Source organism: Cupriavidus nantongensis (assembly GCF_001598055.1).
Lineage (GTDB): Bacteria > Pseudomonadota > Gammaproteobacteria > Burkholderiales > Burkholderiaceae > Cupriavidus > Cupriavidus nantongensis.
On the sequence record NZ_CP014844.1, the window covers coordinates 3,329,219 to 3,350,019 of the forward strand.

At 70.4% G+C, this 20,801-nt stretch carries 14 protein-coding genes and 1 other RNA gene; 2 read left to right on the top strand and 13 right to left on the bottom strand.

The features are described 5' to 3' along the window. Nucleotides 1-18: 18 nt before the first annotated feature. The 10 genes from A2G96_RS15350 to A2G96_RS15395 form a co-directional block, all read right to left on the bottom strand. The gene (locus A2G96_RS15350; protein ID WP_018007788.1) at nucleotides 19-831 is read right to left on the bottom strand and encodes an ABC transporter ATP-binding protein; all 813 of its coding nucleotides are present in this window, start codon (nucleotides 829-831) and stop codon (nucleotides 19-21) included. A 130-nt stretch (nucleotides 832-961) separates the two neighbouring features. Next, nucleotides 962-2,005, bottom strand: a complete 1,044-nt coding sequence (locus tag A2G96_RS15355; RefSeq protein WP_062800642.1) for an ABC transporter substrate-binding protein — start codon at nucleotides 2,003-2,005, stop codon at nucleotides 962-964. A gap of 179 nt (nucleotides 2,006-2,184) precedes the next feature. After that, nucleotides 2,185-3,201, bottom strand: a complete 1,017-nt coding sequence (locus A2G96_RS15360; protein WP_062800644.1) for a Bug family tripartite tricarboxylate transporter substrate binding protein — start codon at nucleotides 3,199-3,201, stop codon at nucleotides 2,185-2,187. 51 nt (nucleotides 3,202-3,252) lie between these two features. Further along, the gene (locus tag A2G96_RS15365; protein ID WP_062800646.1) at nucleotides 3,253-4,224 is read right to left on the bottom strand and encodes a hydroxymethylglutaryl-CoA lyase; all 972 of its coding nucleotides are present in this window, start codon (nucleotides 4,222-4,224) and stop codon (nucleotides 3,253-3,255) included. Beyond that, nucleotides 4,221-5,417 carry a CaiB/BaiF CoA transferase family protein gene (locus A2G96_RS15370; protein ID WP_062800648.1) on the bottom strand — a complete coding sequence of 399 codons (1,197 nt, stop codon included), beginning with the start codon at nucleotides 5,415-5,417 and terminating at the stop codon, nucleotides 4,221-4,223. Before A2G96_RS15370 ends, A2G96_RS15365 begins: the two co-directional genes overlap by 4 nt. 177 nt (nucleotides 5,418-5,594) lie before the next feature. Then, the gene (locus A2G96_RS15375) at nucleotides 5,595-6,500 is read right to left on the bottom strand and encodes a LysR family transcriptional regulator (RefSeq protein WP_012353186.1); all 906 of its coding nucleotides are present in this window, start codon (nucleotides 6,498-6,500) and stop codon (nucleotides 5,595-5,597) included. Nucleotides 6,501-6,571: 71 nt separating this feature from the next. After that, the gene (gene recR, locus A2G96_RS15380; RefSeq protein WP_010814257.1) at nucleotides 6,572-7,186 is read right to left on the bottom strand and encodes a recombination mediator RecR; all 615 of its coding nucleotides are present in this window, start codon (nucleotides 7,184-7,186) and stop codon (nucleotides 6,572-6,574) included. Between the two features lie 7 nt (nucleotides 7,187-7,193). Continuing rightward, nucleotides 7,194-7,526 carry a YbaB/EbfC family nucleoid-associated protein gene (locus tag A2G96_RS15385; protein ID WP_062800650.1) on the bottom strand — a complete coding sequence of 111 codons (333 nt, stop codon included), beginning with the start codon at nucleotides 7,524-7,526 and terminating at the stop codon, nucleotides 7,194-7,196. A gap of 68 nt (nucleotides 7,527-7,594) precedes the next feature. Then, nucleotides 7,595-9,973, bottom strand: a complete 2,379-nt coding sequence (locus tag A2G96_RS15390; protein WP_062800652.1) for a DNA polymerase III subunit gamma/tau — start codon at nucleotides 9,971-9,973, stop codon at nucleotides 7,595-7,597. Nucleotides 9,974-10,025: 52 nt separating this feature from the next. Further along, a complete protein-coding gene (locus A2G96_RS15395; protein ID WP_062800654.1) occupies nucleotides 10,026-12,521 on the bottom strand; it encodes an adenosylcobalamin-dependent ribonucleoside-diphosphate reductase in 2,496 nt (831 codons plus the stop codon). A 167-nt stretch (nucleotides 12,522-12,688) separates the two neighbouring features. On the opposite strand from A2G96_RS15395, the gene ffs reads away from it, so the two are divergent. After that, nucleotides 12,689-12,787, top strand: an RNA gene (gene ffs, locus A2G96_RS15400) — signal recognition particle sRNA small type. 191 nt (nucleotides 12,788-12,978) lie between these two features. Here ffs and A2G96_RS15405 read toward each other — a convergent pair. The 3 genes from A2G96_RS15405 to A2G96_RS15415 all read right to left on the bottom strand — a co-directional run bounded on the left by A2G96_RS15405 (nucleotide 12,979) and on the right by A2G96_RS15415 (nucleotide 19,875). Then, nucleotides 12,979-16,584, bottom strand: coding sequence for a UvrD-helicase domain-containing protein (locus A2G96_RS15405; protein WP_150124151.1), 3,606 nt, complete (start codon nucleotides 16,582-16,584; stop codon nucleotides 12,979-12,981). Next, nucleotides 16,581-19,454, bottom strand: a complete 2,874-nt coding sequence (locus tag A2G96_RS15410; protein ID WP_062800656.1) for a PD-(D/E)XK nuclease family protein — start codon at nucleotides 19,452-19,454, stop codon at nucleotides 16,581-16,583. The genes A2G96_RS15405 and A2G96_RS15410 overlap by 4 nt, the downstream gene beginning before the upstream one ends. A gap of 148 nt (nucleotides 19,455-19,602) precedes the next feature. Continuing rightward, a complete protein-coding gene (locus A2G96_RS15415; RefSeq protein WP_062800658.1) occupies nucleotides 19,603-19,875 on the bottom strand; it encodes a hypothetical protein in 273 nt (90 codons plus the stop codon). A 479-nt stretch (nucleotides 19,876-20,354) separates the two neighbouring features. Between A2G96_RS15415 and trxA the strand changes: the two genes are divergently transcribed. Next, nucleotides 20,355-20,681, top strand: a complete 327-nt coding sequence (trxA, locus tag A2G96_RS15420; RefSeq protein WP_029046118.1) for a thioredoxin TrxA — start codon at nucleotides 20,355-20,357, stop codon at nucleotides 20,679-20,681. Nucleotides 20,682-20,801 lie beyond the last annotated feature (120 nt).

Below are 20,801 nucleotides of genomic sequence, written 5' to 3' on the forward strand. Positions count from 1 at the left end.
GATGCAGGTCGAAACGGTTCAGGCGACCTTGCGCTGCTGGGCGTAGCCCTTGAGCACTTCCTCGCGCAGCACGTCCCAGATCGCGGCGTGCAGCTCGACGAAGCGCGGATGGTTGCGGATCTCGGCGACGTCGCGCGGGCGCGGCAGGTCGATCGCGAACTCGCCGATCGGATGCGTGCCGGGGCCGGCCGACAGCACCACCACGCGGTCGCTCATGGCGATGGCCTCGTCCAGGTCGTGGGTGATGAAGAGCACCGCCTTGCGCTTGGCGGCCCACAGCTCCAGCACCTCGTTCTCCATCAGCTGGCGGGTCTGGATGTCGAGCGCGGAGAACGGTTCGTCCATCAGGATGATGTCCGGGTCCAGCACCAGCGTCTGCGCCAGCGCCACGCGCTTGCGCATGCCGCCCGAAAGCTGGTGCGGGTAGCGGTCGCCAAACCCGCCCAGGCCCACCCGGCGCAGCCATTCCTCGCCCTGCTGCACCGCCTCGGCGCGCGCGGTGCCGCGGAACTCCAGGCCGGCGACGACGTTGTCGAGCGCGCTGCGCCACGGCATCAGCGCCTCGGTCTGGAACATGTAGCCGGCGCGCCGGTTGATGCCGCGCAGCGGCTCGCCGAACACGCGCACCTCGCCGCTGGAAGGCTCCAGCAGGCCGGCGCCGACATTCAGCAGCGTCGACTTGCCGCAGCCGGTGGGACCGACCACCGATACGAATTCGCCGGGCTGGATCGACAGCGTGACGTCCTTGACCGCGGTATAGCGCTGGCTGCGGTCATCGCGCGAGACAAAGGTGCAGGTGACCTGGTCGAGTGAAAGTGCGGGAATGCTCATGATGAACCGTCTCGTACCCGCCATGGCGGCGCAGGCAGCGGCGCGGGCGGGTGATGATGGACAAGCCGTCGCTGCCGCAAAGCAAAGGCCCGCTGCGGGCAGCGGGCCGATGGCGTCGACGGCAGGAAAATTACTTGTACTTGGCGTTGGCCTTCTGCACGAACGCGTTGGTGTAGGTCTCTTCCAGCTTGATCGACTTGCCCTTCAGTTCGGCGTCGAACTGGCCCAGCGCGTTGAGCGCTGTGCGCGGGCCGTCGGCCGGCATGGTGCCGTCCGGCGAGATCGCTTCCTTGACCTTGTCCCATGCGGCCAGGTACAGCGCGCGGTCGCCCAGCAGGTAGCTTTCCGGCACGGTCTTGACGATGTCGGACGGGCCCGCCTTCTGCAGCCACTTGAGTGCGCGCACCATGGCGTTGGTCAGCGCCTGCGTGGTGTTGGGGTTCTGCTGGATGAAGGCCTGCGACGCGTACAGGCAGCCCGACGGCATGTTGCCGCCGAACACCGCCTGGGTGTCCTTGAGCGTGCGGGTGTCCGAGGCGATGCGCACTTCGTTCTTCTGCGTCAGCATCGACACCACCGGGTCGAGGTTGGCCATGGCATCGATCTGGCCCGAACGCATCGCCGCCACCGCCCCGGCGCTGGCACCGACGCCGATGAACGACACGTCCGACGGCTTCAGGCCATGCTTGGCCAGCACGAAGTTGGCCATCATGTTGGTCGACGAGCCCGGCGCGGTCACGCCGATCTTCTTGCCCTTCAGGTCGGCGACCGACTTGAAGTTGGGCATGGTCTTGTTCGACACCACCAGCACGATCTGCGGGGCGCGGCCCTGCAGCACGAATTCCTGGTAGCGCTGGCCCTTGGCCTGCAGGTTGATGGTGTGCTCGTAGGCGCCCGAGACCACGTCGGCGCTGCCGCCCACCACCGCCTGCAGTGCCTTGGCGCCGCCGGCGAAGTCGACGATCTCGACCTCCAGCCCTTCTTCCTTGAAGTAGCCGAGGCGCTCGGCGATGGTCAGCGGCAGGTAATAGAACAGGTTCTTGCCGCCCACCGCGATGGTGACCTTGGACTTCTCGGGCTTGCCCTGTGCCAGGGCATGGCCGAAGGTGAACCAGCCGGCCAGGAACAGCGCCAGCGCGATCAGGAATTGCTTCCAGAATTTCTTGTTATACATGCGAGATCTCCTACCCGTGTGGACTGGCGCCGCGGCAACGAGCGCTTGAAAGGGGGGCGCCGCGTTGCGGCAAATTGCCATGCTACCGGCCGGCGCGGTGCGCCGCATCGGTATCTATACCTAGCAAACCCGCCAGCTTAGCGCCCTTACCTTTCGATCACCTTGCCGCAGCGCTGGCGTCATTCCGCGTGGATGTCGGCGGACTTGATCACCTTGGCCCAGCGCGCCAGCTCGGCCTTCTGGTATTGCGCCAGCTGCTGCGGATTCATGTACTTGGCCTCGGCGCCCAGTTCCTCGGCCTTCTTGCGGAAGGCCTCGGTGCGCATGATCTTGTCGATCTCGCCGGTCAGCTTGTCGACCACCGGCTTGGGCGTTCCCGCCGGCGCGTACATCGCAAACCACGACGACACGTCGAGGTCGGGGTAGCCGGCCTCGGGCGCCGACGGCACGTCCTTCAGGCTGGGCAGGCGGGTCTTGCTGGTCACCACCAGCGGACGCAGCTTGCCGGCGGCGATATGGCCCATCAGCGGCGGCGGCGTGGTGATGGTCAGGTCGACCGAGCCGCCCAGCAGGTCGGTCATGGCCGGGCCGGTGCCCTTGTACGGCACGTGCGTGATCTTGGTGCCGGCCATCTGGTTCAGCAGCTCGGTCGACACGTGCTGCAGCGAACCGTTGCCCGACGAGGCGTAGTTGAGCTTGTCCGGGTTGGCCTTGGCGTAGGCCACCAGTTCCTTCAGCGACTTGACCGGCAGGCTCGGGCGAACCACCAGCACCTGCGGCGCCGACAGGATATTGGCCACCGGGGCAAAGTCCTTGACCGGATCCCACGACAGGTTCTTCACCAGCAGCGGCGTGATCACGTGGAAGCCGGAGTACTGCAGCATCAGCGTGTAGCCGTCGGGCTTGGCGCGCGCGACCAGGCTGGCGGCGATGCCGCCGTTGCCGCCGGGACGGTTGTCGACCACCACCGGCTGGCCGAGCGCCTTGGACAGCGGCTCGGCAATCATGCGCGCGGCCAGGTCAGTGGTGCCGCCGGCCGCGGCCGATACCACCAGCGTTACCGGCCGGGCGGGATAGCTGCCGTCCTGTGCCAATACCGCCGGGGCGAACCATGCCGTGCCGATTGCGGCCAGCGTCGCGGCCACGGCCTTGCGCCGTGCGGGCATGGCTGGCTGGTGTTGAAGGGCTTGCTTCATGAGGGTCTCCGTTTGGTCTTGTGGATACGTTGTCGTGGTGCGCGTGCAGGGCTACGCCTGCCCGGCAAAATGCTCTGCCAGCCAGGCCGGCGCCTGGTGCGTGCGCAGGCGCGGCCCCGCGCTCAGCAGCTGGCTCTTGAGGTCGCGCCCGACCAGTTCCGGCATGCCGGCGACCACGTCGAGCAGCGCGCCCAGGTCGACGCCGGTCTGCACGCCCATGCAGTCGAACATGTGGACCAGGTCTTCGGTGCTGACGTTGCCGCTGGCACCGGGCGCATAAGGGCACCCGCCCAGGCCGCCGGCGGCCGCGTCGAAGCGCGTCACGCCGGTCTGCCAGGCCGCCACGGCATTGGCCAGGCCCATGCCGCGGGTGTTGTGCAGGTGGATGGTCAAACCAGTGGCGGGCAGCGCGGCCTGGAAGGCCTGGCACAGCGCCGCGACCTGGTTGGGATAGGCCATGCCGGTGGTATCGCACAGCGTGATGCCGGCCGCGCCGGCGTCGGCAAAGGCGCTGGCCAGCGCCATCACCTCGGCGACATCGACCTCGCCTTCGAACGGGCAGCCGAATACCGTCGACAGCGACACGTTGACCGGCACGCCGGCCGCGCCTGCCTCGGCAATCATCGCCAGCAGCTGCTGCCGCGACTGCGCGCGCGTCATGCGGAGGTTGGCGCGGTTGTGGGTCTCGCTGGCCGACATCACCAGGTTCACTTCGTCGGGCCGGCACGACAGCGCGCGTTCCAGCCCGCGCAGGTTGGGCACCAGCGCGGTGTAGCGCACCCCCGGCTGGCGCCGCATGCGGTGCATCAGCGCCTCGGCATCGGCCAGCGCGGGAATGGCGCGGGCCGAGGTGAACGAGGTGGCCTCGATGCGCGCGAAGCCGCAGGCCGACAGCGCATCGACGAAGGCCACCTTGGCATCGGTCGGCACCACCACCGGCTCGATCTGCAGGCCGTCGCGCGGCGCGACTTCATTGATCTCGACGCGGGCCGGGCCGCGCAACGGGTTGGCGGCGGCGCTCATGCGATCACCTTGCGCGCGCGCAGGTCGGCGATGGCGGCGTCGTCGAAGCCGGCCTGCTTCAGCACTGCATCGGTATGCTCGCCCAGCGCCGGCGCGCGGTCATGGATGGCGCCGGGGCTGGCCGACAGCTTGGGCACCACGCCCGGCACTTCCACGGTCAGGCCGCCGGCCGAGGTTACTGACTCGATCACGCCGCGGGCGCGGTAGTGCGGGTCTTCGGCGATGTCCTTGACGGTATAGATGCGGCCCGACGGCACCTGCGCGTCGCGCAGCACCGCCAGCGCCGACTCCACCGTCTGCGTGCGGGTCCATGCGGCAATCGCGGCATCGATCTCGTCGACGCGCGCGACGCGGCCGTCGTTGCGCTCCAGCGCGGGATCGTCGGCCAGGTCGGCGCGGCCGATGGCGAGCATCATGCGCTTGAAGATGGCATCGCCGTTGGCCGCCACCAGCACGTATTCGCCGCTGGCGCAGGGATAGGCATTGGACGGCGCGATCCCCGGCAGCGCGCCGCCGGCGGGCTGGCGCACCGCGCCGAAGGCCGAGTATTCCGGCAGCAGGCTTTCGCTCAGGTTGAACAGCGACTCGTACAGCGCCACGTCGATCACCTGCCCCTCGCCGCCGCGCGCATCGCGCTGGTACAGCGCCAGCAGCACGCCCATGGCGCCGTGCAGGCCGGCGATGGTGTCGCCCAGCGACAGGCCGGCGCGCACCGGCGCGCGGCCGGGCTCGCCGGTCAGGTGGCGCAAGCCGGCCATGGCCTCGGCCACCGCGGCAAAGCCGGGCTCGTCCTTCTTCGGGCCGGTCTGGCCGTAGCCCGACACGCGCAGCATGATCAGGCGCGGGTTGTCGGCATGCAGCACGTCCCAGCCCAGGCCCCACTTCTCCATGGTGCCGGGGCGGAAATTCTCGATCAGCACATCGGCCTCGGCGGCGAGCTTGCGCACCAGCGCCTGGCCCTCCGGCTGGCGCAGGTCGATGCAGACCGATTCCTTGTTGCGCGACTGCGCCTCCCACCACACCGAGGTGCCCTCATGAAGCATGCGCCATTTGCGCAGCGGGTCGCCCTGCCCGGGCGGCTCGACCTTGATGATGTGGGCGCCAAAGTCGGCCAGGGTCTTGGCAGCAAAGGGGCCGGCGATGAGTTGTCCGAGTTCGAGGACGCGAATGCCCTCAAGGATCTGTTGCGCCATGGGTGTCTCCGTGCGATGCGGCAGTCTTGTTGCAGTGCGGCAGCGCCATTGACTGGCATGCCATACATTGCGTTCGGACGGAGTTTGCCCCAGCGCGGGCCCGGCCAGGAATCGGCAATCGGAGAAGCGGGCTTTCTTGGAACGCGAAAGGTTCTATGGAGCCTGCGCACGGGCGAGCTAGAACGGCGCCCGGTCCCCGCACAGGTGGGTGATCAGCAGCCGCGCCGAGACCGTCAGCCCGGCCGGGTCGCGCAACCCGATCAGCAGCGAGCGACGCGCCCAGGCGTCCTGCAGCGTCACCAGCGACAGCCCCATCGACTTGACATGCGGCTCGGCCGCGATGCGCGGCAGCACGCCCACGCCCAGCCCGGCCATCACCATGCGGCACATGGCGTCGAAGCTGCGCACCTGGATCCGCAGCCGGAACGGCCGGTCGAGCCGGCTGCTCTCCTCCAGCAGGCGCGCGGCCAGCGAGGTTTCCTGCGGCAGGCTGACGAAGTCGAATTCGAGCGTGTCGGCGTAATGCACCGGGCCGCGCGCGGCCAGCGGATGGTTGGGCGGGGTGATGATGACCAGCTCGTCCTGGCGGTATTCGACCGTCATCAGCCCGGCGGCGGGCGTGCGGTCGGCAAAGATGCCGACGTCGGCGCGGTTCTCTACCAGCGCCGCAACGATGTCGCGCGAGTTCTGCTCTTCCAGCTCGATGCGGATGGTCGGATGGCGCTGCATGAACGAGGCCAGGTCATCGGGCAGGAACTGCGTGATCGCCGAGGTGTTGGCGCATACGCGCACCTGCCCCCGCACGCCGGAGGCATAGTCCGACATCACGCCGGCCATGCGCTCGACATCCTGCAGGATGGTCAGCGCATGGTGGAAGCAGGCCTGGCCGGCCTCGGTCAGCTGCACGCCGGCGGCATGACGGAAGAACAGCGGCGCGCCGACCGCGGTCTCGAGGTCCGAAATGCGCTTGCTCGCCGCCGCCACCGCCAGGTGCGACTGGCGCGCGCCGGCCGAGATGCTGCCCTGCCGGGCTACGGCAACGAACAAGCCAAGCGTGACGAGATCGAAGCGGGCCAGGTTCATGAGGCAGGAGGCGGAGAATTCCGGTAATCGGCACGCGGGCACGCGGGAGGTTCAGCCCCGCGCGATCGTGCTCAGAGGTTGCGGCGGTCCATCACCGCGCGGGCGATGGTGCCGGCATCGACATACTCGAGCTCGCCGCCCACCGGCACGCCGCGCGCCAGGCGCGACACCTTGAGCCCGCGCGCCTTGAGCATCTCGCCGATGTAGTGCGCGGTGGCCTCGCCTTCGCTGGTGAAATTGGTGGCGACGATGACTTCGCCGACCGGGCCGCCCAGCTCGGGCTCGGTGGCGCGCGCCAGCAGCCGGTCCAGGTGGATCTCGCGCGGGCCGATGCCGTCGAGCGGCGAGAGCCGGCCCATCAGCACGAAATACTTGCCGCGGTAGGTCAGGGTCTGCTCGATCATGACCTGGTCGGCCGGCGTTTCGACCACGCACAGCACCGAGGCGTCGCGGCGGTCGTCCAGGCAGGTCTCGCAGATCTCCTGCTCGGTGAAGGTGTTGCAGCGCTGGCAGTGGCGGATATGGTCCGCCGCGCCGCGCAGCGCATCGCCCAGCTTGCGCGCGCCCTCGCGGTCGTGCTGCAGCAGGTGGTAGGCCATGCGCTGGGCGGACTTGGGCCCGACGCCGGGCAGCACCCGCAGCGCCTCGACCAGCGCCTGCAGCGAAGTCGGCGACGACGCTTTCACAATGGCCTTAGAACGGCAGCTTGAAGCCCGGGGGCAGCGGCAGGCCCGAGGTCATCGAGCCCATCTTTTCCTGGGTGGTGGCCTCGGCCTTGCGCACGGCGTCGTTGAAGGCCGCGGCGACCAGGTCTTCGAGCAGGTCCTTGTCCTCGCCCTCGGCCAGCAGGCTGGGGTCGATGGTGACGCGCTTGACGTCGTTCTTGCAGGTCATGACCACCTTGACGAGACCGGCGCCGGACTGGCCCTCGACCTCGATCAGGGCCAGCTGCTCCTGCATCTTCTTCATGTTTTCCTGCATCTGCTGGGCCTGCTTCATCAGCCCGGCGAGTTGACCTTTCATCATGATGGAATGCTCCTGGATTCGGTAAGAGTTCGGTGACGGAAATTCGGTAACGCCAGCCTGGCCGCCGCTCAGGCGGCGCGCGGCTGGATCGAGCCTGGCACGATCTGGCCGCCGAAGTCGCGCAGCAGGCCCTGCACGAACGGGTCGGCCTCGATCGCGGCCTCGGCCTGGCGCTGGCGTTCGGCACGGGCCTCGGCGTCGGCGGCGGCGGCGGTGACCGTGACCCCGCCGACTTCGCAGACCACGCGCACCGGCTCGCCAAAGTGGTCACCGAGCGCCTGCTGCAGGCGCTCGGCGACGCCGTTCTCGCCCAGCGCCGCGACCGGGATGCGCAGGTGGAAGGTGCGCCCCACCACCTGCGTCAGTTCGCTCTGGTACGCCAGCTGCTGCGCCAGGCCCTTCAGCGGCAGGCCGGCGGCCAGCACCGGCCAGTCGCCGGTGAAGACCGGCGGGGTGCCGTCCTCGCCCGCGGCGGGCGGGCGCGGCGCGACGAATTTGGCGGACTCGGGCGCGGCGGGGGCCGGCGCAATGGCAGCGGGCTCGCGTGCGGGCGCGATATCGCGCGGCTGCGAAGGCGCCGCGCGCGAGGCGTTGCGCGGCGCCGCGGCGCGCGCTGCGGGTTCGCTGAAACCGTAGTCGTTGTAGCCCGGATCGCTGTCATAGGGGCCGATCACCGGCAGGTCGGGCGGCAGTTCTTCCCACGGCGGCACATCGCTGCCACCGGCGACTTCCCACGGCGGCACGGATTCTTGCTGCGGTTTGGCGGCCACGGGGCGTGCCGGGGGCGCTGCCGCCGGTGCGGGCGGCTGCGGCGCCGCCGGCCGCGAAATAGGAGCCGCTGCCGGGGCCGCTGCCAGGGCCGCAACCGGGGCCGGTACCGCAGCGGGACGGCTCGCGGCTGCGGCCGCGGGGGCGCGTAACGGTTGTGCCGGCGGCCGCTGCGCAGCGGCCGGAGCCGCCGGTGCGGCGGGCACGGCCGGCACCGGCGCCTTGCGGGCGCCGCCGCGAGCCGCGGAGGCCTGGCGTGCGGCGGCCAGCGCCGCGGCTGCAGGCGACATGGCGCCGCCTGCCGCGCGCGCCGGCGCGGGGTCCGCGGCGGCAGGCGCGGCCGCTGGCGCAGCGGCGGGCTCGGCCACGGGCGCGGCTGGCGCAGCCATGGATGACACCGGGGCTGACACCGGCGGGGAATCGGTCATGGCTGCAGCGGGCACGGCCGGGGCAACCGGCGCAGCGGCGGCAGGCGCCGCCTGGCGTGCCTCGGCCGGTCGCGCCGCCGCCGGCATGCCGGCATTGCGCGCGCGCGCGGGCGCTGCGCCGCCGCCCTGCCCGGCCGTGGCGGCCGGTTCGGACGACGGCCGGAATGCCAGCATGCGCAGCAGCGTCATGGTGAAGCCGGCGTATTCGTCCGGCGCCAGCGCCAGTTCGCTGCGGCCCAGGTTGGCGATCTGGTAGAACAGCTGCACTTCCTGCGCATCGAACACGCCGGCCAGGCGCCGCACCTCGTCGGCTTCGGGCCATTCGTCCTGCACCGACGCCGGCACGGCCTGCGCCAGCGCCACCTTGTGCAGCAGCGAACCCAGGTCCTGCAGCGCGCCGGCGAACGACAGGCTGCGGTCGGCCATGGCATCGGCGATCACCAGCATGGCGGCACCGTCCTCGGCGGCGAGCGCATCGAGCAGCTGCACCAGGTAGCCCTGGTCGATCGCGCCCAGCATGCCGCGCACGGCTTCCTCGGACACCTGCCCGGCGCTGTAGGCGATGGCCTGGTCGGTCAGCGACAGCGCATCGCGCATCGAGCCATGCGCGGCCTGGGCCAGCAGCCGCAGCGCGTTGCCGTCGTGGGCGATGCCTTCCTGCGCCAGGATATGGTCCAGGTGCGAGACGATATGCCCCGGCGGCATCTGCTTCAGGTTGAACTGCAGGCAGCGCGACAGCACCGTGACCGGGATCTTCTGCGGGTCGGTGGTGGCGAGGATGAACTTGACGTGCCCGGGCGGCTCTTCCAGCGTCTTCAGCATGGCGTTGAAGGCGTGGTTGGTCAGCATGTGCACTTCGTCGATCATGTAGACCTTGAAGCGCCCGGCGGTGGGAGCGTAGACGGCCTTGTCGAGCAGCTGCGCCATCTCGTCGACGCCGCGGTTGGAGGCGGCGTCCATCTCGATGTAGTCGACGAAGCGGCCGCTGTCGATTTCCTGGCAGGCCTTGCACTGCCCGCACGGCTCGGCGGTGATGCCGCCGCTGCCGTCAGGGCCGGTGCAGTTCAGGGCCTTGGCCAGGATCCGCGACAGCGTGGTCTTGCCGACCCCGCGCGTGCCGGTGAACAGGTAGGCGTGGTGCAGCCGCTGTTGTTCCAGCGCGTGCGTGAGCGCGCGCACCACGTGCTCCTGGCCGACCAGCGTGGTGAAATCCCTGGGGCGCCATTTGCGCGCTAGAACTTGATAACTCATGGCGGCGATTGTAGCAAAAGGCGGCCCCGCTCCGGCCGCCCCGGGGAGCGCCTCAGCCGCACTCGCCCACGTAGCCGCAATTGGCGCATTTGGCGCAGCCGTCGACCTTGTGCAGGGCGTGCGCGCCACACTCGGGACACGGCTTGCCGGTGCCCATGCCGGGCGTGCCCGGCGCCGCGCTGGCGGGCCCGGCAAGGTCCGCCCCGTCCGCCAGCGCCAGCGCGCCGCCGTCGCGCTGCGCCAGCCTTGCCGCCAGCGCCGCCACCGGCACCTGGCCGCCGTCGGCATCGAGGAAGCCGCGCTTGATCAGGATGCGCTGCAGCGCATAGCCCAGCGCCGCGACCTCGGAGTCATGGAAGCGCGGCACCTCGGTGCCGTCCTGGCGCACCAGCGTGCCGTAGCGCACCGTGCCCTTGTCCCACACCACGTTGCGCATGTCGGCCAGCGCCTTGGCCACCGAGCCGCCCGAGCGCGCCACCATCGACAGCAGCCGCATGGTCGAGGTGATCCATTGCTGGCCCTCGCTGCGCTGGCCCGCCGGCATGAAGAACTCCACCGGGCGCTCGATCTCGACCGGCTTGCCGTCGACGACGCCGGCGACGCGCATGAAGTTGACGGTCAGGTAGACGGTCTTGTGGCCCTCGTAGGTCAGGTATTCGACCTTGGAGGTCACCCCTTCCAGGTCGCCCACCGGCCGGCTGCCGAACGGGCGCACCAGCGGGTTGTCGTCGGCCGCGGGCACGGCCGGGGCGGCGGGCGAGGCGGGCGCCTCGACCGAAAGCACCGCGCCCAGCACCGAATTCGGCCGATAGGTGGCCAACCCCTTCAGGCCGGCCTTCCAGGCCTCCAGGTACAGGTTGCGGAAGGCTTCGTACGGATAGTCCTCCGGCACGTTGACGGTCTTGCTGATGCTGGTGTCGATATACGGCTGCACCGCTTCCAGCATCCGCATATGGTCCAGCGCCGACATCTGCAGCGCGGTCACGAACGCGTCCGGCAGCTGCGCCATGTCGGCCCCCATGTGACGGTAGAGCCGCCACGCATGGTCCGCCACCTCGAAGCTGCGGTAGCTGTTGTCCGGCATGCGCTTCTTGCGGTTGTAGGTCCACGAGAAGGCCGGTTCGATGCCATTGGAAGCATTGTCGGCAAAGGCCAGCGTGATGGTGCCGGTGGGCGCGATCGACAGCAGGTGCGAGTTGCGCAGCCCATGGCGGCCAATGGCCTCGCGCACCGGCTCGGGCAGCCGGCTGGCAAAGCCGCTCTGCAGGTAGGCGCCGGCATCGAACAGCGGAAAGGCGCCCTTCTGCGCCGCCAGTTCGGTCGATGCCAGGTAGGCCTCGTCGCGCATGCGTTCCGAGATCCGCGCCGCCAGCCGCCGCGCCGGCTCGGTGTCGTAGCGCAGGCCCAGCATCACCAGCGCGCTGCCCAGCCCGAGGAAGCCCAGCCCGACGCGGCGCTTGGCGTGGGCCTCGGCCTGCTGTTCGGGCAACGGCCAGAAGGTCACGTCGAGCACGTTGTCGAGCATGCGCGTGGCCACGCGTACTACCTCGGCAAAGGCGTCGAAGTCGAATGCGGCCTGCGGCGTGAACGGCTGGCGCACGAAGCGGGTCAGGTTGATCGAGCCCAGGCAGCAGCAGCCATAGGACGGCAGCGGCTGCTCGGCGCAGGGATTGGTGGCCTCGATGCGCTCGCAGTAATAGAGGTTGTTGTCGGCGTTGATCTGCGACAGGAACAGGATGCCTGGCTCGGCATGGTCGTAGGTGGCCTGCATGACCTGGTCCCACAGGTTGCGCGCCGGCACGCGCCGGTACACCCACTGCCCGTCGTCGCGGCGGTACGCGCCGGCGGCGATCATGTCGGCGCCCGGCTCGGCCTCGTGCACCAGCTCGACCTCGGCGTCGGCCTGCACCGCCTGCATGAAGTCGTCGGTGACGCCGATGGAGATATTGAAGTTGCTGAGCTCGCCCTTGTCCTTGGCGTGGATAAAGCTCTCGATATCGGGATGGTCGCAGCGCAGCACGCCCATCTGCGCGCCGCGGCGCGCGCCGGCCGATTCCACCGTGGCGCACGAGGCGTCGAACACCTTCATGAACGACACCGGTCCCGAGGCGCGCGAATGCGTGGCGCGCACCAGCGCGCCGGCCGGACGGATCGCGGAGAAGTCATAGCCGACGCCGCCGCCGCGGCGCATGGTTTCGGCGGCCTGCGCCACCGCGGTGTAGATGCTGGGGCGGCCGTCGCGCGGCTCCGACACCGAATCGCCCACCGGCTGCACGAAGCAGTTGATCAGCGTGGCCTGGATGCCGGTGCCCGCCGCCGAATTGATGCGCCCGGCCGGCACGAAGCCGTTTTCCTGCGCCCACAGGAAGCGCGCGCTCCAGGCTTCGCGCTGGTCCTCGGGCTCGGCCTGCGCCAGCGCGCGCGCCACGCGCTGCCTGACATCGGCGATGCTGCGCTCTTCGCCCTTGGCGTATTTCTCGAGCAGGACTTCGGTGGAGATTTCCTGCGGCGCCAGCGCGCCGCGAATGATCTGGTCGTTTGCGTTCATGTATTGGCTCACCACGTGTGCGGGTTGGTGAATGGTCGGGCCAGCGCGGCACGCATTGCCTGCGCCAGATCAACCCGGCGCCATGGCGCGGGCAATGACCCGCGCCTGCCAAGGGCATTCGATGCAAATCCTGCGCGCGCCCGCGCTCTGGGGTACAATGCCGCTCGGACGGGCCTCCTCGCATGGTGGCGCGGTCAACCTGGTCAGGTCGGGAACGAAGCAGCCACAGCCGTTTTCCGCCAGTGCCGAGGGTCAGGCTCGTCCACCTCACACTTCCCTTCCGCAGTACCCCTTCCCTTTTTCCCTTTGTCCCTTTAGCCGGTCTATCGCGCGCCAGCGGCTTGCAGCGCAGTCCCTGTCACTTTAGTACAGCCGTGCCATCATCGCGCGCGCCATGCGCCCCATTTTGCGCCGATTTGCACCCATGCGCTGCCCTTGCCGGCGCGCGCGCCGGCCTTCAGAACAGCGAGCCTTGCTGCGGAACCTGCGGCGCCAGATGCTCGGCGGGAATCCATTCGCCCTCGGCGGTGGCCACGCCCGCCTCGATGCGCTTGCCCGGGAACATCGGCGCGATCGCCGCCGTGTAGCGGCCCAGCTGCGCGCGATAGGCGGCGTGCTCCTGCGGCAGCAGGCGCAGCTTGTAGTCGATGACGACGACGCGGTCGTCGAATTCGACCAGCCGGTCGATACGCAGCAGCCGGCCGCGCGCGTCGTACAGTTCGACCTCGTTGCGCGCGCTGCGCGCCTCGCCCGCGGCCAGCAGCGGCGCCAGCGCCGGCGCCTGCAGCATCGCCGCCACTGCAGCCAGCGCCTCTTCCACCTGTTGCCGCCAGGCCGACCGTGCCGCCGCGGTGTGCGCGCCGGTCAGCGGGAACCACCGCAATACCGTATCGATCGCGGGCACGCCGGCAAAGGCGTCGGGATAGCGCGTCAGGCGTTCCAGCAGCGCGTGCACCAGTTCGCCATGGCGCGCCGCTGCGGCGTTGAAGACGATGCCGTCGGACTCGTCTTCCCCCTCGGCATCGTCGTCGGCAAAGCCTGCCTGGCGCGGATCATCGACGGCATCGCGGTAGCGCAGCCGGAAGTCGGTGTAGCGCACCGGCTCGCTCAGTCGCGCGGGCAGCAGTGCTTGCGCCTCGGACGCATCGCCCTGGGCATCCGGGTAAGCCGGCACCATTTCGCCGACGCCCGCGGCCTGCAGCCGCACATACCAGCTGCCGGCGATCTCGGCATTGCCGTCGCCCGCACTGGCGCGGCTGGCGCGGCCCTTGACGCCGCTGACCAGCAGCCCCTGTTGCGCGCGCGTCATGGCCACGTACAGCAGGTTCCAGTTCTCGCGCTCGCCCAGCGCCGCCTCGGCTTCGAACAGCGGCGCGCGCGCCAGCCCGCGCTCGCTGCGCTTGCCGTATGCGGAGAAATGGCGCGGCACCGGCGACGACGGCGGCCAGTCGACCAGGATGCCGCCGCGGTCCGCGGCCGGCTCGCTGTGGTTGGCATCGAGCAGCACCACGAACGGCGCTTCCAGTCCCTTGGCGGCGTGCACGGTCAGGATATGGACCGCGTCGAGGCCGGCATAGGCCGGATCGTCTTCAGCCGGCTCGAGGTCTTCGGCGCCCTCGCCCATGCCGCCTTCGTCGGGGCTTTCGCCTTCGTCGCCGCGGCGGATTTCCTGCAGCTCGTCGATAAACTTCGGCAGGCTCGGATAGCGCCCGCCGTCTAGGTCGAGCGACAGCTTCAGGAAGGCGTCGAGGTTGGCCAGCACCTGCTCGCGGATATCCGGCGGCGCGGCCTCGGCGTAGCGCCGCCGCACCTCGCCGCCGTGGAAGATCTGGTCGATCAGGTCATGCACCGGCTGGTGCGGCGCGATGCGCAGCCACTGCCGCAGCCGCGGCACGCCCTCGCGCAGCGCGTCGGAGACCTGCGCCGGCAATCCTTGAGCCTCGAGGCGCGCCCACCAGCCGCCCTCGCCTTCCATTTGCGCAAGGGCCAGCAAGTCGTCGTCGGTCGCGCCCACCAGCGGGCTCTTCAATACGTGCGCCAGGTCCAGGTCCGACTCGGGCGTCATCAGGAACGCCAGCAGCGCCGACAGGTCGAGCGCCTCGAGCGTGGCCAGCAGGCCGCCGCGGCGCGGGCTCAGGCATGGGATGCCGGCCTCGCGCAGCGCACGCTCATAGTCGGCCAGATGGGTCCTTCGGCGCACCAGCAGGTGCATGTCGCTCCAGCGCGCGGGCCGCTGGGTATTGCCTTCGTGCACCGGCACGGTCTCGCGCACCAGCCGCAGCCACGCCGCCACGCGTCGCCCCTCTTCCAGCCGCAGCGAATCGCCGGCCTGCCGCCGCGGCTGCAGGAGCGTGTCGCGATGCGCGGATGCGCCTTGCGCCGGTGCGTCGTCCGCATCGTCTGCCGCGCTTTCACCGGCGTCATCGGGCTCCACCAGCGGCAGCAGCCACACCGGCCCGCCGCAGCCACCCAGCGCCGTGGTCTGGGTCGAGTACAGCGGATAGCGGCCCTCGGCGCGCGCGCTGTCGAACACGGCATTGACCCAGTCCAGCACTTCGGCGCGGTTGCGCCGGGTCCGGTTGGTGCGCAGCACGGTGGCGCCGAACGCGTCGCGCAGCATCTCGCCGGCGGCGCCGAAGAGCCTGGCATCGGCGCGGCGGAAACGGTAGATCGATTGCTTGGGATCGCCCACCAGGAACACCGTCGGGCGCTCGCCCAGCCCCGCGTAGCCGGCCAGCCAGCCCTGCAGGATGCGCCATTGCAGCGGGTTGGTGTCCTGGAATTCGTCGAGCAGCAGGTGGCGGTAGCGCGCATCGAGCCGCACCTGCAGGTAGGTCGCGGTCTCCTCGTCCGCCATCAGCCGCGCTGCCTGCCATTCGAGGTCGGCGAAGTCCATCGCGCGCTGCTCGTCCTTGTGCTGCTGGTAGCGCGTCAGCAGCGCATCGCCGATACGGAACAGGGCCTGGTTGACCGCCAGCACCGCGGCTTCGCAGCAGCGCGCGCTGATGTCGTCGAGCATCGCGCAGATCGCGGCATGCTCGTCCAGCAGCGCATCGACCATGCCTTCGCCGCCCGCGGCCCGGGCCAGCGCCGCGGTGCGCCGCAGCGAGCGCGGCCCGCCCGTGGCGGTGAAGAACGCGGCGCGCAGCTGCGCGAACACGCGTTCGGCGGGCTTGCCCGGCGTGGCGCCGGCCTCGCGCCAGGCGGCGATCGCCATCAGCGCCTCGGTGATGCGGCCGGCGTGGGCCTGCTCGCTCTTGCCGGCCGCGCCCAGGCGCGCCGCCAGCGCTTCGCAGGCATCGCGCCAGCCTTCGTCGGCCAGGGCCTGCAGCAACACGTCGCCCTGCGCGTCCTCGCCCAGGCAATCGGACAGCGCCTGCAGCGGATCGCCGCCCTCCTGCATCGCCCACCATTCGCTGCGGGCATGGAACATCGCGTCGAGCAGCGCGCGCGCCTGGAAGTCGCCGACGGTATCGACCAGCGTTTCCCACGCGGCGCGCAGCTCGGCGTAAGGCGGCGTGGCCAGCGCGCGCCATACGGGGGCCCAGGCCTCGCGCTTCATGCGCAGCGCATCCTCGCGCAGCGCCGCGCCCGGCACGATGCCCGACGCCAGCGGCGCGCCGCGCAGCAGCGTGCCGAACCAGCCGTGGAAGGTGTCGATCGCCATGCGCCCCGGTGCCGCCAGCACCTGCGCATGCAGCCGGCGCGCGCGCGGCAGCGCCTCGCGCGCAGCTTCGGCCGACAGGCCGCGCTGCACCAGCGCGGCGATCACGTCGTCATCGCTGTCGCGCGACAGCTGCGCCAGCACCTCGAGCAGGCGGTCACGCATTTCTTCGGCGGCCTTGCGCGTGAAGGTGATCGCCAGGATCTCGTGCGGCGCCGCGCCGGCCAGCAGCAGGCGCACCAGCCGCGCCACCAGCAGCCAGGTCTTGCCGCTGCCGGCGCAGGCTTCGACCACCACCGAACGCGCCGGATCGCAGGCCGCGCGCGTGAATTCGGCTTCGGAAACCGGCGCGCCGTCGCGCTGGTAAGGCTGGACCTCGTGCAGATCGTGAGGCGTCATGATGTCAGCGCCGGCACGGCGGTGGAGTCCCAGAAGCCCTTGCGGCACAGGCCGCGGGCGGTGCAATAGACGCACGCCGAGGCATCGCCGAAGGCCGGCAGCCTGGCGCCCTGGCGCAGGCGCATCACGTCGTCGCGCATCTGGCGTTCCAGCCAGGTGACGGCGGCCTCGAAATCCGGCAGGCCGACCTCGCGCTGCGCCGCCGGCGCGCCGTCGCGCGCCCCTTCTAGTGAAACCCAGCTGCCGGCCGCGGCATCGGCGCGCAGCAGGCCGTAGAACGGCAGCTGGCAGTCTTCCTCGACCTCGGCCAGCTTGCGCTTCAGGCGCGTGGCGCTCTGGGTCTTGTAGTCGAGCACGGCGTGCGCGCCGCCGGGCCCCTGGTCGAGCCGGTCGATGCGCCCGGTCAGGCGCAGCGGCTGGCCGTCCGGCATCGGCAGGTCGATGCCGGCGTCGAGCTCGCCGCCGCGCCAGAACCAGCCCTCGGCCTCGCGCGCGGACTGCCACGCGACATACGACGGCAATACCTCGCGCCAGCGCCGGTAGTAGGCAATGGCGTTGCCGTCCTCGGCCATCAGCGCGCCGAAGACCTCGTCGGAGATCTCGCCCAGGCGCGCCAGGCGCTGGTCTTCGGACAGCGTCTCGCCGCGCTCGCGCCGCGCCTGCACCTCATTGTGGTAGATCAGCAGCACACGGTGCAGGGTCTCGCCGATGTCGCGCTTCTCGAGCTCGTCGCTGACCACTTCCAGTCCCGCCAGGCCCAACATGCGGCCGGCGAAGAACTGGTACGGGCAGCGCCGCAGCGCGTTGTACGCCTGCGCGCTCCAGCGCACCGGCACCAGCGCCGGCTCGGCCGCGGGGGCCGGCATGCCGCGCACATCGGCGAAGGTCTCGTGCGCCTGCGGCGCGGCGGCGCCTTCGATGCTGACCCCGGCGCGCGCGCAGCACGCCGCCAGCCGCTCGATCCAGCCCGACACGTGGTGCGGCTCGCCGCGGCTGCCGTAGCGCTGCCAGGTCAGCACCACGTCGTCGTTGTTCAGCAGTACCTCGGCGAGGTCGCGCGCCTGTTGCGCAAAGCGTGCCTCGCGGTCTTCCAGGTCCAGCTCGCGCCGCATCTGGTTGGAGAAGAACATCAGCTCGGCGGCGCTTGAAGGAAGCTGCGCGTCGTCGCAGCCGACGATCACCACGCCCTCGAAGCGGCGCATGCGCGCGCCGTTCAGCGGCAGGATGGTGATGCGCGCGGCCCCGCTGGCCGACGGCTCCTTGTAGGCAACCGATTCCAGCAGCGCCGACAGCATCGCGCGGAACTCGCCCTGCGACAGCGTGGCATGGCCGCCGGTCTCGTCGCGCGGCAGTTCCTGCAGCCGCGCCAGCGCATCGAGCAGCTGGCTGCCGGCGTCGTCCGCGGCCAGCGCGGCGCGCATGCCGAGGCCATCGAGCATGCCGTCGAGCCGCTCCAGCCAGGTCGCCAGCGGATGCTGGGCGAAACCGCGCGGCCAGCGCGCGGCCTCGTCGGCAAGCACGGCGATCAGCGCATGGGCCGCGCGGCGCGGCGCCTGGTCGGCATCCTCGTCGTCCTCGGTGGCCTGCTGCGTGTTGGCCGGCGCGTGCGCGAACAGCTGGCGCAGCCGTGCCCAGCCGCCGGTAATGCCCTCGCGCCGCACCTGGCGCTCGAGCAGCGCGATGGCCGCGCCGCGCGCGGCCATATCGGGCAGGCAGAACGGGCTCTTGAGCAAGTCCAGCAGCGCCGCGGTATCGCCATCGCGCACCAGCAGGTCGAACCAGCGCATCAGCGCGGCGGCGGCGCGCGTGGTCGACAGCTTCCAGCCGGTCTCGTCGCGCACCGGCGCGCCGGCGCGCGCCAGCAGCGCGCGTGCGCGGCGTGCCACCACGCGGTCGTGCGCGACCAGTGCCACCTGGCGGCGGCCCGCATTGAGCCATTCCACCAGTTGTGCGGCCGCGGCGGCAGCTTCATCCTCGAAGCGGGCACAGCCGATGACACGCACCGACGGGCGCTGCGGCGGCAGCGCGGGCATCGCCGGCGAGGTCGCATGGAGCGCGGCCTCATCGTCGCCGGCGATCCTGGCTTCCGGCCACAATGCCAGCAGCGCGTGGTACCAGCCGGCCTCGCCCTGATCCTGCCCGCTCCAGTCATAGCCCACCTGCAGCACCGGCACCAGCTCGGCGGCATCGCGCAGGAACGCGGCCTCGAGCGGCGTGGGCGGGGTCGGCGCAATCCAGACCACCGGGCCGCGCAGCTGCTGCGACAGTTCGCGCAGCGCGCGGCGCTTCGCCGGCAGCGGATCGTCGGGCCCGGACAGCGCCTGCCAGAACGCCAGCACGATGCGGGCTTCCTCGCCCAGGAACCGCTCCGACAGATGCGCATAGGTCCGCGCCAGCGCGCCCTGCAGCAGGCCCGAGCGATCGTCGCCGTCGACCTCGTCGTCATCGCGGATGGCGGCGTCTTCGAGCCAGCGCGCGCTGAGCTCGTCGCAGATCGCCAGCAGTGTCTGCGACAGGCCCCATGCCGCGGTTTCGTTCTGCGCGCCGAAGGCCCGGCGCAGCCAGTCCTGCCCGCGCACCGCCTGCTGCACCGCGAGCAGGCGCGCGGCCGGGCTGCGCACCGGCGCGCCCTCGGGCGGCAGGTCGAGCAGCCAGTGGCCCAGCGTCAGCACGCGCGGCAACAGCCGCGGCCGGCCGGACGCACGTGCCGCGGCGTCGAGCGCCTGGCGCACGCCCGGAATCTGCGCGGCGGTCGGCACCACCACGTGCGCGTCCGCCTCGGGCGCGCCGCAGCGGTCGAGGAAATACCAGGCAGCGGTGGCTGCCTGCTCGAGAAAATCAGGACCGGGGCGAAAGCTCAGCGACGTCATGGGCCGTCATTGGGGCGTTGGCCGCAAGGATGCGGAAACGGCGTCGGGTTGGAACGAATCAGGCAGCAAGGAATGGCAAAAATAACGCACCGCCGGCCGGCACGTCCGGCGGCGCAGGCACCGCGGTACCGGGACAGGCCGCGCCGCTTCAGTCAGGTCCGCCTTCCAGGCGGGCGCGGATCTCGCGCGCGGTTTCGAGCAGCCCTTCGTAGCCCGAGCGCGCATGCTCGGGCAGGTCGGGGTCGCCCACCAGCGTGCCGAGCGTTTCGATGATGCTGTAGACCAGCCCGCGCGCGGCGCCGCTGGCGATGCTGTTGGTCTCCACGGCGCTGCTGAGATGGTCCAGCGCATCGCTCAGGTGGTCGACGTCCGGCGCCTGGCCGGACTCGGGCTGCGAAGGCTTGCGGGGATCGGTGTTCATGTCGGTGACCTGGTCAGGGGGCGCGGATACATGGATGGTGCGCCGCGGGTCGCCCGGCGGGCGGCGTGCGGACCGCTTCTATTCTACGCGCACGCCGCACGCATCCGGCACCCCGGCGCGCGCAAGTGCGTTGCATGGCACCCATCATTGCCCGGGCGCGGCGATTGGTCAAATCTCTCGCCGCCATTGAAAATAAGCATTTCAATGAATTAAACCTTTGCACCAGAATGACGGCATTGTTTGCGGTCCCCGCAATGCCATTTATGCCTTGCTGCCGCAGCGTTGCCGGAGGTGCCGTCGGCCGGTCTTGAAAATCGGCAAACTGGTAACATATCGGCAGCACCGGGCGCGGTAGCGGCCTCCACCGCCTGCTTCAGGCGTAAAGAGGCGGCCCGACGGGTCCGCGCAATCTCGTGTAAGGTAACGGTTCGGCCGTCCCGCCTTCAACATAAACAGAGCGAAACCAGAGGTTTTCCGCCATGAGCGAACAAATCAAGTATGTGAGCGACGCCTCGTTCGACGCTGACGTCCTCCAGTCCGACAAGCCCGTCCTGCTCGATTTCTGGGCGGAATGGTGCGGCCCCTGCAAGATGATCGCGCCGATCCTGGACGAAGTCGCCAAGGACTACGGCGACAAGCTGCAGGTCGCCAAGATCAATGTCGATGAAAACCAGCAGGTGCCGGCCAAGTTCGGCATCCGCGGCATCCCGACGCTGATCCTGTTCAAGAACGGCGCGGTCGCGGCCCAGAAGGTCGGCGCGCTGTCCAAGTCGCAACTGACTGCCTTCCTCGACGGCAACCTGTAAGCTGCGCGCCGGGACCCGACCCGCGGTCCCGGTTTCGTCACGATCCGACGTGCGTGCGCCACACCCTGGCGCGCCGGTCGGATTGTGCTAAGATGCCATCAACAACTCCCCGAGCGTTCG